The organism is Streptomyces sp. NPDC002463, assembly GCF_042889835.1.
Taxonomy (GTDB): Bacteria; Actinomycetota; Actinomycetes; order Streptomycetales; family Streptomycetaceae; genus Streptomyces; species Streptomyces nymphaeiformis.
Map to the genome: position 1 here is coordinate 78,383 of NZ_JBIARL010000011.1, position 13,698 is coordinate 92,080.

16 protein-coding genes are annotated in these 13,698 nt (G+C 72.5%); 2 read left to right on the forward strand and 14 right to left on the reverse strand.

Features of this window, described 5'->3' with window-relative positions:
- Window positions 1-4: 4 nt before the first annotated feature.
- The 6 genes from ACFYX3_RS22690 to ACFYX3_RS22715 form a co-directional block, all read right to left on the reverse strand.
- The gene (locus ACFYX3_RS22690; RefSeq protein WP_389016139.1) at window positions 5-820 is read right to left on the reverse strand and encodes an ABC transporter permease; all 816 of its coding nucleotides are present in this window, start codon (window positions 818-820) and stop codon (window positions 5-7) included.
- A complete protein-coding gene (locus ACFYX3_RS22695; RefSeq protein ID WP_389016142.1) occupies window positions 817-1,767 on the reverse strand; it encodes an ATP-binding cassette domain-containing protein in 951 nt (316 codons plus the stop codon). The genes ACFYX3_RS22690 and ACFYX3_RS22695 overlap by 4 nt, the downstream gene beginning before the upstream one ends.
- Window positions 1,768-1,870: 103 nt before the next feature.
- Window positions 1,871-2,485: a PadR family transcriptional regulator gene (locus ACFYX3_RS22700; protein WP_389016145.1), complete on the reverse strand. Its 615-nt coding sequence runs from the start codon at window positions 2,483-2,485 to the stop codon at window positions 1,871-1,873.
- Window positions 2,486-2,508: 23 nt separating this feature from the next.
- The gene (locus ACFYX3_RS22705; RefSeq protein ID WP_389016148.1) at window positions 2,509-3,051 is read right to left on the reverse strand and encodes a DinB family protein; all 543 of its coding nucleotides are present in this window, start codon (window positions 3,049-3,051) and stop codon (window positions 2,509-2,511) included.
- Between the two features lie 133 nt (window positions 3,052-3,184).
- On the reverse strand, window positions 3,185-4,642 hold the full coding sequence (locus ACFYX3_RS22710) for an aldehyde dehydrogenase family protein (RefSeq protein ID WP_382661570.1): 1,458 nt from the start codon (window positions 4,640-4,642) through the stop codon (window positions 3,185-3,187).
- Between the two features lie 62 nt (window positions 4,643-4,704).
- Window positions 4,705-5,577, reverse strand: coding sequence for a helix-turn-helix transcriptional regulator (locus ACFYX3_RS22715; protein ID WP_352027053.1), 873 nt, complete (start codon window positions 5,575-5,577; stop codon window positions 4,705-4,707).
- 340 nt (window positions 5,578-5,917) lie between these two features.
- Here ACFYX3_RS22715 and ACFYX3_RS22720 point away from each other — a divergent pair, with 340 nt between their 5' ends.
- Window positions 5,918-6,415, forward strand: coding sequence for an ATP-binding protein (locus tag ACFYX3_RS22720; protein WP_389016153.1), 498 nt, complete (start codon window positions 5,918-5,920; stop codon window positions 6,413-6,415).
- A gap of 54 nt (window positions 6,416-6,469) precedes the next feature.
- On the opposite strand, the gene ACFYX3_RS22725 is transcribed toward ACFYX3_RS22720, so the two are convergent.
- The 8 genes from ACFYX3_RS22725 to ACFYX3_RS22760 form a co-directional block, all read right to left on the reverse strand.
- Complete coding sequence (locus tag ACFYX3_RS22725) at window positions 6,470-6,682, reverse strand: DUF397 domain-containing protein (RefSeq protein WP_063992029.1); 213 nt, start codon at window positions 6,680-6,682, stop codon at window positions 6,470-6,472.
- Between the two features lie 179 nt (window positions 6,683-6,861).
- Entirely contained in the window at window positions 6,862-7,026 is a 165-nt protein-coding gene (gene rpmG, locus ACFYX3_RS22730) for a 50S ribosomal protein L33 (RefSeq protein WP_086826677.1), read from the reverse strand.
- Window positions 7,027-7,095: 69 nt separating this feature from the next.
- On the reverse strand, window positions 7,096-7,797 hold the full coding sequence (locus tag ACFYX3_RS22735; protein WP_389016158.1) for a hypothetical protein: 702 nt from the start codon (window positions 7,795-7,797) through the stop codon (window positions 7,096-7,098).
- The gene (locus ACFYX3_RS22740) at window positions 7,794-8,354 is read right to left on the reverse strand and encodes a SigE family RNA polymerase sigma factor (RefSeq protein WP_389016161.1); all 561 of its coding nucleotides are present in this window, start codon (window positions 8,352-8,354) and stop codon (window positions 7,794-7,796) included. The genes ACFYX3_RS22735 and ACFYX3_RS22740 overlap by 4 nt, the downstream gene beginning before the upstream one ends.
- A gap of 101 nt (window positions 8,355-8,455) precedes the next feature.
- Window positions 8,456-9,052, reverse strand: coding sequence for a hypothetical protein (locus tag ACFYX3_RS22745; RefSeq protein ID WP_389016164.1), 597 nt, complete (start codon window positions 9,050-9,052; stop codon window positions 8,456-8,458).
- A 106-nt stretch (window positions 9,053-9,158) separates the two neighbouring features.
- Window positions 9,159-11,222 (reverse strand): FUSC family protein, encoded by a 2,064-nt coding sequence (locus ACFYX3_RS22750; RefSeq protein WP_389016167.1) that lies wholly within the window; start codon window positions 11,220-11,222, stop codon window positions 9,159-9,161.
- 55 nt (window positions 11,223-11,277) lie between these two features.
- Complete coding sequence (locus ACFYX3_RS22755) at window positions 11,278-12,390, reverse strand: DUF2786 domain-containing protein (protein ID WP_389016170.1); 1,113 nt, start codon at window positions 12,388-12,390, stop codon at window positions 11,278-11,280.
- A complete protein-coding gene (locus tag ACFYX3_RS22760; protein WP_389016174.1) occupies window positions 12,387-12,779 on the reverse strand; it encodes a winged helix-turn-helix transcriptional regulator in 393 nt (130 codons plus the stop codon). The genes ACFYX3_RS22755 and ACFYX3_RS22760 overlap by 4 nt, the downstream gene beginning before the upstream one ends.
- 74 nt (window positions 12,780-12,853) lie before the next feature.
- On the opposite strand from ACFYX3_RS22760, the gene ACFYX3_RS22765 reads away from it, so the two are divergent.
- Entirely contained in the window at window positions 12,854-13,675 is an 822-nt protein-coding gene (locus ACFYX3_RS22765) for an NAD(P)H-binding protein (RefSeq protein WP_389016177.1), read from the forward strand.
- Window positions 13,676-13,698: the final 23 nt, after the last annotated feature.

Here is a 13,698-nt window from a genome sequence, read left to right on the forward strand (position 1 = left end):
GCCGCTACTTCCCGAGCCGCCCGAACCTCCGTACCGCCAGCGGGAAGAAGACCAGCAGGAGCGCCAGCGGCCAGGCCAGCGCCGCCGCCAGGTGTCCCGGCTCGCCGCCCGGGTTGCCGAAGAGGTCGCGCACCGCCGTCGCGGTCGCCGACATCGGGTTCCACTCCACGACCGTGCCGAGCCACCCCGGCATCGAGTCCGGCGAGGCGAAGGCGTTGGAGAGGAAGCCGACCGGCCAGACCAGGATCTGTACGGCCTGCACCGGCTCCGGACGCCCGGCGACCAGGGCGAGGAAGATCCCGATCCACAGCATCGCGAACCGGAGCAGGAGCAGCAGTCCCAGGGCCCCGAGGAACGCCGCGGGGCCGCCCGTCGCCCGCCAGCCGATCGCGTATCCCACGCCGGCCAGCACGAGCAGTCCCGCCGCCGACTGGAGCATGTCGGCGGCCGCCCGCCCCACCAGGACCGCCCCGTCGGCCATCGGCATGGACCGGAACCGGTCGATCACGCCCTTCTCCAGGTCCCGCGTCACCGCCGTCATCGTGCCTTCGAGGCCGAAGACCATCGTCAGGGTGAGCATCCCGGGCACCAGGTAGTCGACGTAGTCGCCGTCGACGGTCCGCCCGCCGCCGACCAGGTGGCCGAACATCAGCAGCAGCATCACCGGGAAGACGAGCCCGACGAGGACCTGCACCGGCTGCCGCGCCCAGTGGGCGAGTTCCCGCCGGGTCATCGTCAGGCAGTCGCTCAGCGCGTACGCCGGGCTCGTCCCCGCCCCGGCCCGCACCGTGCCCGCCTCCGTCGTCTCCACCGCGCTCATGCCGCCACCTCCTTCTCGTCCGCCGTCAGCCGCAGGAAGACCTCGTCGAGCGTCGGCCGCCGCAGGGCGATGTCCTCCGCCTCGATGCCGGCCGCGCCGAGCGCCCGTACGGTCTCGGCGAGCGCGGCCATCCGGTCCGCGACCGGGGCGCCGATGCGCCGCCGGTCGACGTCCACGGTGACCTCGGCCCGCGCCACGGGCAGCAGTCCCGCCGCCTCGTCGAGCCGGGCCGCGTCCCGGACGACCACGTCGACGCGGTCGGCGCCCACGCGCGCCTTGAGCTCGTCGGGCGTGCCGTCGGCGACGACCCTCCCCCGGTCCACGACCGAGATCCGGTCGGCCAGCCGGTCGGCCTCCTCCAGGTACTGCGTGGTGAGCAGGACGGTCACCCCTCCGCCGACCAGGGAGCGCACCGCCTCCCAGACCTCCCCGCGCGCGCGTGGGTCGAGTCCGGTCGTCGGCTCGTCGAGGAAGAGGACCTCGGGCTCGGTGATCAGCGAGGCGGCCAGGTCGAGGCGCCGCCGCATGCCGCCGCTGTAGTGCCGGACGGGCTTGCGGCCGGTGTCCGCGAGACCGAAACGCTCCAGGAGCTCGTCGGCCCGCGTGCCGGCGCGCCGGGCGCCCAGGTGGTGGAGCCTGCCGAACATCTCCAGGTTCTGCCGGCCGCCCAGCTCCTCGTCGAGGGCGGCGTGCTGCCCGAGGAGCCCGATCCGCCGCCGCACCTCCCGGGCCCCGGTCCGTACGTCGTGGCCCGCGACCCGCACCAGGCCCTCGTCGTGGCGCAGCAGGGTGGCCAGGATCCGTACGGTCGTGGTCTTGCCCGCGCCGTTGGGGCCGAGCAGGCCGTGGACGGTGCCGCGCCCGATGGCGAGGTCGAGTCCGTCCAGGGCGTTCTTGTCGCCGTACCGCTTGCGCGCACCCTCCACGAGGACCGCCTCCGATGGCATCCGTTTCCTCCCGTAGCCTCGTAGTCAAATTTGACCAGTTGCTCATGACGACGCACCGATGACGGAGGACGGTATGCCCTCCGAAGCGATTGATCAAACTTGATCAGCTCGCGTACGGGTTCTCCTGGCCCTCCGCGAGCACCCCCACGAAGGCCTCTCCCTCACCCGCGAACACGTACGCCCCGCCCTCGATCCGCTCGATCAGGCCGAGCGTCCACTCCTTGCCGGCGTCGGCCGAGTGGACCCACATGTGCATGATCTCGCCGATGTGCCCGAGCTGCTCCGGGCCGCCCTCCGGCGTGTAGTACCCGGTCACCGAAGCCCGCCACTCGTCGAGCGCCCGCACCCGCCGGCGCAGCAGCTCCGCGACCTCCTCGCGGGGCAGGTCCACCATGAAGCCGATGGCCGCCGACAGGACGTCCGTCTTCTGGTCGTACGTGGTCAGCGCCTCGCGCAGCAGCGCGAAGTACTCCTCCGTACCGGCCTCCGTCAGCTCGTACTCGACGCGCGGCGGCCCGCCGACCGCGCTCGGCGCGACCTCGTGCGCGTGCAGCAGTCCCTGCTTCGCCATCTGCTTCAGCGCGTGGTAGATCGAGCCGGGCTTGGCGTGGGACCACTCGTGCGCGCCCCAGTACTCCAGGTCGTTGCGCACCTGGTAGCCGTGGGCGCGGCCGTGCTGCTTGACCGCGCCCAGGACGAGAAGACGGATGGCTGACATGCGTCGATGTTAGTCAATATTGACTAAGCGGCGCCGTTCTCCTCCGCGATCAGGTCGAAGGAACCCTTGCCGTCCAGGGACTCGCGGATGACGTCCGCGTGGCCGGCGTGCCGGCCCGTCTCCTGGACCAGGTGGAGCAGCATCCAGCGGATCGAGACCCGCCCGTCCTTGGGGAACCAGGGCGCCTCGGGCAGCGGGAAGGTCTCGTCCAGGCTGGGCACGCTCCGGACGAACTCCTCCGTCTCCTTCGCCACCCGCTCCATGAAGGCCACCGTGCCCGCGCGGGTCTCGTCGCCCACGAGCTGGAAGCTCTCGTGCCAGGTCGACTCGTCCCGGCGCAGCTCGTTCGGCTGCTGCTGCGCCATCCGCAGCCAGTTGAGCTCGGCCTCGGCGACGTGCTTGATCAGGCCGGAGAGGCTCAGCTCGCTCGCGCTCGGGCGGCTCGCCGCCTGCTCCTCGGTGAGGCCGAGGGACGCCCGCACGACCGCCTCGCGCTGTGCCTTCAGGAAGTTCAGGAACGCGCCGCGCTCGTCGCCGGGCTGCTCCGCGGGAACAAGGGCCACCATGATGTCCGCCTTCTGTCGTCCGTACGCCGGTCGGTGTCGGTGTCGTTTCCCCGACACCGACCAACGTAGGTGTCATATAGGCCAGATGATGTCCTAGAAGGCTCCGGAAAGCTCCGGAAGACCCTGGAAGGCTCTAGAAGGGGAAGCGGCTGCGGCCGTGCTGGATCGAGATCCACTTCTGGGTGGTGAAGGAGTCCACCATCGCCTCGCCGTTGAGCCGGCCGACGCCCGAGTGCTTCTCGCCGCCGAAGGGCACGATCGGCTCGTCGTGCACGGTGCCGTCGTTGATGTGGATCATGCCGGTGTGGATGCGCTTGGCGACCCGTACACCCCGCTCCACGTCGCCCGTGTGGACGGCGCCGCTGAGCCCGTACGGGGTGTCGTTGGCGATCCGTACGGCCTCCTCCTCGCCGTCGAAGGGGACGATCAGCGCGACCGGGCCGAAGATCTCCTGGCTCAGGACCGGGGCGTCGGCGGCGATGCCGGTGAGGACGGACGGGGAGACGAGGTTGCCGTCGACCGTGCCGTGCAGCAGGGCCGTCGCGCCGGCCGCCACCGTCTGCTCGACGACCGAGGAGACGGACTCCGCCTGCTGGGAGTTGATGAGGGGACCGATGTGGGTGGCGGGGTCGGCCGGGTCGCCGACGCGCAGGGTCTTCACCTTCGCCACGAACTTCTCGGTGAACTCCTCCTCCAGGGTGCGGTCCACCAGGATGCGGTTGGCGGCCATGCAGACCTGGCCCTGGTGCACGAAGCGGCTGAAGACCGCCGCGTCGACCGCGTAGTCCACGTCGGCGTCGTCGAGGACGATCAGGGCGCTGTTGCCGCCGAGTTCGAGGACGGCGTGCTTGAAGTTCTGCGCGCAGACCGTGGCGACGTGGCGGCCGACCTTGTCGGAGCCGGTGAAGGAGATGACCTTCGGGACCGGGTGGGTGAGGAGCGCGTCGCCGATCTCGGCGATGTCGGTGACGACGACGTTCAGCAGGCCGGCCGGCAGACCGGCCTCCTCCAGCACCTTGGCGACCAGCGTGCCGCCGCAGATCGGGGTGTTCTGGTGCGGCTTGAGGACGACGGCGTTGCCGAGCGCGAGCGCGGGCGCGACCGACTTGATGGAGAGGAGGAAGGGGAAGTTGAAGGGGGAGATGACGCCGACGACGCCGACCGGGACGCGGTAGACCCGGTTCTCCTTGCCGTCGACCGGCGAGGGCAGGATGCGGCCCTCGGGGCGCAGCGCCAGCTGGATCGCCTCGCGCAGGAACTCCTTGGCGAGGTGCAGCTCGAAGGCCGCCTTGAGACGGGTGCCGCCGAGCTCGGCGACGATCGTCTCGGCTATCTCCTCCTCGCGGTCCTCGACGATCCGCAGCGCGCGCTCGAAGACCAGCCGGCGCGTGTACGGGTTGGTCTCGGCCCACGCCGCCTGGGCGCGCTCGGCGGCCCGGTAGGCGTGGTCGACCTCGTCGGCGGTGGCGACGGTGATCGACGCCAGCTTCTCCCCGGTGTACGGGTTGAAGTCGATGATGTCCCACGAACCGCTTCCGGGCTTCCACTCGCCGTCGATGTACTGGTGGGCCAGGTCGGTGAAGTGCGACATGGTTGAGACCCCTCTACCCGCTACCTGCAGTGCGACTGATGTGGCGTCATCGTACTGACGTATCAGGAGAGTTGAAGGAGACCCCGGAGAAGGTCCCGGCTTTCGGCCGGATCCGGTCCGTCCTTCTGGAGCTTCTCCATCACCCGCTGGTACTGGGCGACTTCCTCGCGCTTGTCGAGGTAGAGGGCGCTGGTGAGCTGTTCGAGGTAGACGATGTCGGAGAGGTCGGACTCGGGGAAGCTCAGCATCGTGAAGGCGCCGCTCTCGCCGGCATGACCGCCGAAGCTGAAGGGCATGACCTGGAGCGTGACGCCCGGGTGTTCGGAGATCTCGATGAGATGCCTCAACTGCCCCTGCATGACGGACCGGTCGCCGTAGGGGCGGCGCAGCGCGGCCTCGTCGAGGACGGCGTGGAACTGCGGGGCGCGCTCGGAGACGAGGACCTTCTGGCGTTCCAGGCGCAGGGCGACGCGGCGGTCGATCTCGGCGCGCGAGGCGTCGGGCATGCCGCGGGTGACGACGGCCTGGGCGTACGCCTCGGTCTGCAACAGGCCGTGGACGAACTGCACTTCGTAGACGCGGATGAGGGAGGCGGCGCCTTCCAGACCGATGTACGTCTGGAACCAGCCGGGCAGGACGTCGCCGAAGCTGTGCCACCAGCCGGCGACGTTGGCCTCCCGGGCGAGTCCGAGGAGCGCGCCGCGCTCGGCCTCGTCCCCGACCCCGTAGAGGGTGAGCAGATCCTCGACGTCCCTGGCCTTGAAGCTCACCCGTCCCAACTCCATACGGCTGATCTTGGATTCGGACGCGCGGATGGAATAGCCCGCCGCCTCACGGGTGATCCCGCGCGACTCGCGCAGTCGCCTCAGCTGGGAGCCCAGCAGGATGCGCCGCACCACGCTCCCGCTCGCTCCGCTCGATTCGCCTGCGGTCACGGCTCTTCGCCTCCCCTTTACGGTGTCGAGCCCCCGTCGAGCCCCGGATTCTGCCATCAAACGCTTCAGCGCGTACACATTCGATTACGGAAAGGCGGCGAGTTCCGGGCATCCGGGCGCACAATGCGGGCACAGTGCGTGCGGATCGAGGGAAGTTCGCCTCATCGTGTGGACGACTTATGCACAGATTCGGCACGCGGGCGGACAGGTCCGGCGCGTGCACGTGCATCTGCCCTTGCATCCAGTGGACGCATTCGGAACCATGGAGCTCGCGCAGCCGCGTACTCGTTCGTGTTGTCGTGTTGTCGCACCACAGTCGCGATTCCCGGGAGTGCCTCGCATGGGGACCAATGGATCGACCGTGCTCGAGCCGTTACGGCAGGGCCTGCCGCCGATCGATCCCGGCGCCGTCTCCACCTCCGCCTCCTGCGCCCTGCCCGCCCGGTACGAAGCCGTGCGCGGGGCCCGCAAGTTCACCAGCACCACGCTCGACCGCTGGGACCTGACGGAGCGCTTCGACGACGTGGCCCTGGTCGTCTCCGAACTCGTCACCAACGCACTGCGTCACGCGGTGCCCGCCGATGCGACCCAGGAGGAGGGCCAGAACCCGCCGGTCCGGCTGCACCTGATGCGCTGGGCCTCGCGCCTGGTGTGCGCCGTGCGCGACCCCAGCAGGGAGAGCCCGGAGGCGCGCGGCGGCGAGGAGGACTTCGCCGCCGAGTCGGGGCGCGGTCTGTTCCTGGTGGACTCGTTCAGCGACAGCTGGGGCTGGCACCCGCTCGCGGGCACGCTCCAGGGCAAGGTGGTGTGGGCGCTGTTCCGGATCGGCCCGGAGTAGCGCCACGGACATGGGAAGGGCCCCGACGGAAACCGTCGGGGCCCTTCTCGCGTCTCAGACCAGGTGGTCGAACTCCCCGTCCTTCACGCCCAGCAGGAGTGCCTCGATCTCCGCGGGCGTGTAGACGAGCGCGGGCCCGTCGGGGTGGCGCGAGTTGCGCACGGCGACGTCGCCACCGGGGAGCTTGGCGAACTCCACGCAGGACCCCTGGGAGTTGCTGTGCCGGCTCTTCTGCCACACGACTCCTCGCAGCTCCGTGGCCGCCATGCCGTTGTACGCGTGATGCGCATGATGCACTGGTAGCTCCCCGAGTTGCTTGGTGCAGGTGTCAACTTCCTCGGATCATAGCTGTGTTCATATGCGGATGCATGAGCAGATGCACGTGCACAGGGGGTGGCGTAGCGGCTACGCGACGGAGAGTTCTACCGGCGGGTACGCCGCCCGGTTCAGCGCTCCTCGCGGAAGTCGACGTGCCGGCCGGCGACCGGGTCGAACTTGCGCAGGCCGAGACGGTCGGGATCGTTGCGGCGGTTCTTGCGGGTGACGTAGGTGAATCCGGTACCGGCGGTGGACCGGAGCTTGACGACGGGGCGGAGCTCATTGCGTGCCATGCTGTGGAGAGTAAACGAAAATGAATCCCATTGCCAATAGATGCCTGGAGACGTACGTCACCCGGCCGGTCACCCCGGCAGGTCGGCCAGGCGCGTGCCCGCGCGGTCGTAGAGCGTGACGGTGGCGCGGCCGCCGCCCGGGCCGAGGTACGCGTACCAGACGCCCCAGCCCGGGTGGCCCGGCAGTTCGAGGAGGGTGGCGCGCACCGGGCGCCCCCCGGTGGCGGTGAGTTCGACCCGGCCGGGCGCCCGGGTCCCGTAGTAGAGGCCCGAGTGGAGCGCCCCCTTCGGGCCGCCCTCGGACTGGTGGGTGACGCCGGGCTCCGCACGGTCGATGTTGCCGTCGGCCACGCTCCGGAAGTTCTCGCCCTCCGGACCCGACCAGTGCTTGCCGTCCTTCGTCAGCCACACCGTGATCCCCCGGCCGACGTCCACGCGCTCCCCCGCGGCCACGACCCGGACCGGAGGCGGGGTCTGCGTCGGGCGGACGACGGTCGGCGGGGCGGCGACGGGCGCGGGGTCCGGCGGGGACGGCCGTACGGGAACCAGGGCGACGGCCGCCGCCACGGCCGTCCCGACCCCGAGCACCGAGAGGACGGACAGGCCCGCCGTACGGCGCCGCCGCCACCTCCGGCCCGCGCGCCGGACGGCGGCCAGCGGCACCGGACCCGGGGCGACGTCGAGGGCCGCCCGCACGAACTCGGCCCGGACCTCGCTCTCATCGGGGGCGGGCGGAGGCGGGCCGGGGTCCGGAAGGGGTGCTGGGTTCATCGTCGGGCTCCAGAGGAGGTGAGGGGGAGGGAGGAGAGAGCCGATGTGGTGGGGGCCGCGAGTCCGGGGTGGGCGCGCAGGGCCGCGAGACCGCGCCGGGCATGGGACTTGACCGTGCCGAGCGAGCAGCCGAGCACGCTCGCGATCTGCGGCTCGGTCAGGTCCTCCCAGTAGCGGAGCACCATCACGGCACGCTGGCGGGCGGGGAGGTCCGCCAGTGCGGCCAGGAGGGCGGTGCGCTCCTCGACCGCCTCCGCATGGTCGGCGGAGGTGTGGCGGAGCGGCTCCGGCAGCACCGGCGTCAGGAGGTGGGCGACCCGCTTGCGGCGGATCCTGCTCAGGTTGTTGTTGATCAGCGCGCGGCGCACGTAGAGGTCGATCTCGGCGCGGGGAACCCGCCGCCAGCGCCCGTAGACCTTGGCCAGCGTCGTCTGCACCAGGTCCTCGGCCTCGTGGAAGTCCCCGGTCAGGAGCTGGGCCGTGCGTACGAGGCGGGGCCAGGCGGCGACGGCGAACTCGGCGAAGCCGTCGTCCTCGGTGACGGACTCGTACGGCACGGTGTCGGACCTCGCGATCGGTCGGTGGGTGGCTCGTGGGAAAAAAGGGGGGTGGTGGGGCCCGCCCCGTGCCGGGCCCCACCACGTCTGCGTACCGCCGGTCAGTGCTCCCGGGCCGGCAGGTCGGCCAGGAGCCTGCCCGTGCGGTCGTACAGCGCGACGGCCGGGCTGCCCTTGCCCTGGGACGGTCCCGTGCGGGCGTACCAGACGCCCCAGTCGGGGTGCCCCGGCAGGGCGACCAGCGTGGTGACGGTCTTGTGGCCCTCGGCGTCGGTCAGTTCGACGCGGCCCGCCTTCCGCGTCCCGTAGTAGAGGCCCGAGTGGAACACGCCCGCCTCGTCGCCTTCGCTCTGGTGGCTGACGCCGGGCTGCGAGCGGTCGATGTTGCCGTCGACCACGCTGCGGAAGTTCTCGAAGCCGTCCGGGCCCGCCCAGTGCTTGCCGTCCTCCGTCAGCCACACCGTGTAGCCCCCTCCGGCGTCCACGCGCTCACCGGAGCGGACGGTACTGATCCGGGGCGCGGCGGCGGGGACGGCGGCGCGCGCGGTGGCCGACTCGGCGGCCGGCGCGGTGATCGGCTTGGTGATCGGCGCGGTGATCGGCTTCGCCGGGGTCTCGGCGGACGCGCCCACCGCCGACGGGGCCGCGATCACGGCGGCGGCGACGACACCTGCAGCCGCCAACAGGTACTTCCTCATCCACGTACTCCTGGGATCGTCCGGGATCTTCCGGGGCCGCGACCGTTCGCGCCCCCCTCCCTTTCAACTCCGCTCCCTCCCCCTCCGGATGACATGCCGCCAGGATCTATCCGGATCTCCTCGACCCCGTCAGGGCCGTCGTGAGCTCCTCCAGGGACTCCAGGAGCAGGGCCGCGCCCTTGTGGAGCAGGAAGTGGTCCGGCGGTTCGGCCGACCAGGCGGTGACCGTCTCGCGCAGGTCGTCCCAGTGCGGCTCCCTGCGTTCCCGTACCTCCTTCGCGCCCCGTTCCGTCGAGCGGCGCAGGGACTCGGCGAGGGTCGCCGCCGCGGGCAGCGGCGGGGCGCCGTGCTCCGGCAGGTGGGCCTCCATGAGCATCGCCACCCGGCCGAACTCGGCGAGCGCGTGCTCGGCCTGTTCCACCGCCGCGTGCGAGAGCCCCCGGTGCCGCACCGGTTCGTGGGTCGCCCGCTCCACCGCCTCCTGCCAGGCGACCCGGGCCTCGCGGGTCTTCAGGAGCGCCTCCCGTACGTCGGGGCTGGCCGGGCCGGCCGGATGGGCGTACCGCGCGGTGACGACGGCCGCGTACGCGCCGACCGCCGCCAGCCAGTCCGCGAGCCGGCCGCGCAGCCGGGGCGTCTCCCAGGCCGGGTAGACGGCGTACGACAGCATCGCGAGGAGCCCGCCGAGCAGGGTCAGCAGGACGCGGTCCCGTACGGTCTGGGTCAGGCCCGCGCCGCCCATGCCGAGCAGGAAGACGACGTACGCGGAGACGAAGGTCTGCGCGGCCGCGTACCCCGTCCGCATCAGCAGGTACATGCAGAAGGCGCACACCACCGCGAGCACGGCCGACAGGTACGTGCCCGGGTGCGCCGACTGGACCACCGCCGTCGCCAGCGCCACCCCGACCAGGGTTCCGCCGAAGCGCGCCACCGAGCGCGCGTACGTCTGCGAGAAGTCCGGGCGCATCACCATCACCGAGGCCATCGGCGCCCAGTAGCCGTGCCCGAACGGCAGCCACGTCCCCAGCAGATAGCCGGCCGCCGTGACCACCGAGACGCGGACCGCGTGCCGCAGGATCGGGGAGTCGGGGCGCAGTTCGGCGCGCATCGCGGCGAGGACGAGAGGCGCGAGACGGAGGAGGGTCGGGCGGCTGCGGGCCCCTGCCGCTTCCGTGGACGTCTCCGTACGGGGCTCCGCCGTCTCGACGACATCGCCGAGCAGCGCCACCAGACGGGAGGCCGCGCGGCGGGGCGGGCCCTTGAGGATCGCGCCGGTGTCCGGGGTGCGGAGGCCGGTGAGGGCAGCCGGCGGCAGGGTGACCGGTTCGCCGTGCCGGATCGCGTGCGCGGCGGCGTCCAGGACGTCGGCCGCCGCGCCGAGCAGCTCCCGCACCCGGTCCCGCTGCGCCCCCTCCGTCGGCACGCCGACCGCCGGGTCCGCGAGCGAGGCCAGGACCGGCCGGATCCGCTCCGCGAGCCCCCGCGCGCCGTGCAGCTCCGCCGGGCGGGTACGGGCCTGGCGCGGTGTCACAGCGGCGGCGCTCCTCGCCGTCATGAGCGGTACGGGGTCGAACGGGGCGACCGGGTCGTGGCGCAGCCGGCGGGCGTAGTCCGCCTCCGCGGCGAGCGCGTCCGCGAGGGCGTCGCGCTGGGCGCCCCAGCGGCGGACCGGGAGGAGGACGACCAGGGCGGCCTGGACCACACCGCCCGCGAAGATCATGACGGCGTGGCCGGCGGCGGTCGCGACGGAGGTCGGGAGGGTGACCGTCACCAGCATGATCGCCACGTTGGAAGAGGCGATGATCCCGGCGGTCGGGCCCGCGGCCCACGCCAGGCCCGACAGGAACGTCCAGCTGAGCAGGAGGGCGAGGAAGAGCGCCTCGTGCGCGCCCGTGACATAGCCGAGGAACGTCGAGACGGCGAGGCTGCCGCCGGAGGCCAGGGCCAGGGTGGGGCGGGGGCGCCAGGAACGCTGGAAGGTGGCGACGGCGGCCTGGAAGGCGCCGAAGGCGGACGACGCGGCGACGGCGGGGCCGAAGAGGGCGAGCGAGACGCCGACGACCAGGGCGAGGCCGAGCGCCCCTCGGGCCGCGACGGCGGGCTCGAGCCGCCGCCGCTCGACGGTGAGCCCGGAACGGGCGGTCTCCTTCAGCGCCCGAAACCAGCTCATACCGAGAGCGTATCCACGAAACCACCCGAACCAGACCCGCGCCCCTCGGCAGGCGCTACGGCAAGTGGGGCCTGTTCGGGTGGAGGCCGGCTGCGTCGGCGGCCGTGGCGCCGTGCGTCCAGCCCGCCTCGTCCCACGCCGCGCGGACCCGCGTCGTGCGCGTCTCCGGGAAGAGTTCGTCTGTGCGGGCCGTGACCGCGACCTCCCGGGACGCGAGGGCCGGGAGGAGCGTCGGGGCCTCGGCGGCGACCCGGCGGGACGTCGCCGAGAGCCGGGCGCCGAGCCGGTTCGCGTACGCGAGGAAGAAGGACTGCCGGAAGGACTTCGTGCGCTTGCGGCCGCCCGCCCGCTGCTCCGCCTCCGCCCGCGTCATCGCCGCCGTCCCCTGCACGAGGAGCGAGGTGTAGAGCAGCTCCACCGGGTCCAGGTCCGCCTCGAAGCCGACGACGGTCGAGAAGCCGTACGTCTCGTTCCACACCGCCCGGCAGTGGTTCGCCGTCGCGACCGCGTCGAGCAGGATCGCCTTCGCCTGCTCGTACGGCGGCTCGACCCCGACCCGGATCGCGCCCGGTGTCTCCGGGGACGGCGCGCCCGCCGCGAGCGTGGCCTCGTCCAGGCTGTGCCGGGCCATCAGCTCCTGGGCCTTCGCGGTGAGCGCCTCCGCCTCCTCCGGGTATCCGGTGGCCTCCGCCTTGGCGAGCAGCGCCCTGATCCGGGTGAGCATCCGGGGCTCGCCGACGGCGGCGGGCGGCAGGGCCTCCCCCGGTACCGGGCCGACCGCGTCCAGGCGCGGCAGGCGGACCAGCAGCCGGTACAGCTCCAGGACGGCCGTCGCCCGCGAGAAGCGGTCCGTCGGGCGCCCCTCCCCCGCGTCCAGTGCGTCGAGCTGCGCCTGCCAGCGGTGCGGGAGCCGTTCATAGCCGGCCGTCTCGGAACTGATCAGCCCCGCCAGGAGCCGTACGTGCTCGTCCGACAGCTCGCGGCGGGCCATGCGCGCCAGGTCCGCCGGCTGCCAGCCCCGTACCCACAGCGTCCGCACGAACTCCTCGCCCCGCCGGGACAGTTCCGCGTCCGCGCCCGGGGCGGCGGCGAGCAGGGACGCCGCCGTGTCGAGGGAGCCGTCGTCGCTCGCGTACAGCGCCTCGAAGGCCTTGTCGATCACGGTCATTCCGTCGTCCTCGCGTCCCATTCCTCGCGCGACCGGGCGATCACCGCGCGGTGGTCGAGCGACCAGTCGATCAGCTGCTTGATGAGGTGGGTCATGCTGTGGCCGGTCTCCGTCAGCGCGTACTCCACCTGCGGCGGCGTCGTCGGGTACACCGTCCGCGAGACCAGCCCGTCGCGCTCCAGGCGGCGCAGGGTGAGCGTCAGCATCCGCTGCGAGACACCCGCGACGAGCCGCTGGAGCTCCCTGAACCGCCGTGGCCCCGCAGCCAGTTCGACGACGACGTGCACCGTCCACTTGTCGCCGAGCCGGTCCTGGACGTCCCGCACCCCGCAGTCCTCGGCGCAGCTCACCAGGGGCTCGGTGGTTACCTCCGTGTGCCCTTCCGACATGAATGTGCCTCCTTCCGCGATCTTCCACGTCCGCCCACGATGGTCTCAGCCGTCACGCTCCCTGGAGGAATTCCATGCTGCTCGCCACCGGCGTCTCCGGCGCCCTCGGCTCTCTCGTCGCCGAACGGCTCGCCGGCCGCGACGGCGTCGTCCTCGGCACCCGCGCCGGGCTTCCCGGCACCCGCCGCCTCGACTTCGACGCGCCGGAGACCCTGCCGGAGGCCTTCGCCGGCGTGGACACCCTGCTCCTGGTATCCGCCGGGTACGGGGAGGACGACGTCGTCGTCGCCCGGCACGGGGCCGCGATCTCCGCCGCCGAGGCCGCCGGCGTCCGGCACGTCGTCTACACGAGCCTCTCCGGCGACGGCGACCACCTCGCGTACGCGCTCGCGCACCGCTGGACCGAGCGGCGGCTGACGGGGTCCACGGCCCTCGACTGGACGATCCTCCGCAACGGCCTCTACGCCGAGCTCCTGACGTGGATCGCGACCCCCGACGCGCAGAACCGCATCACGGGCCCGCTCGGCGAGGGCCGCCTCGCCGCCGTCGCCCGCGCGGACCTCGCCGACATCGCCGTCACCGTCGCCACGGACCCGGCCGCGCACCGCAACCGGGTGTACGAGCTCGTCGGCGAGCGCCCCCTCGGCGGCGCCGACCTGGCGGCGGCGCTCGGTGCCGCGTACGTCCCCGGCACGCTCGCGGAGGCCCGTACCGCGCTCGCCGCCTCCGGGGCCGCGCCCTTCCAGGTGCCGATGCTGGCGAGCACGTACTCGGCGATCGCCCACGGATTCATGGACGGTACGGGCGTGGAGCGCAACGACCTGCGCGCGCTGCTCGGCGGGCGCGAACCGCTCGACGCCCTCGAGGTGTTCGTGAAGTCGGTACGGGAGGGGTAGGGGCAGCACCACCCCCCGGACGC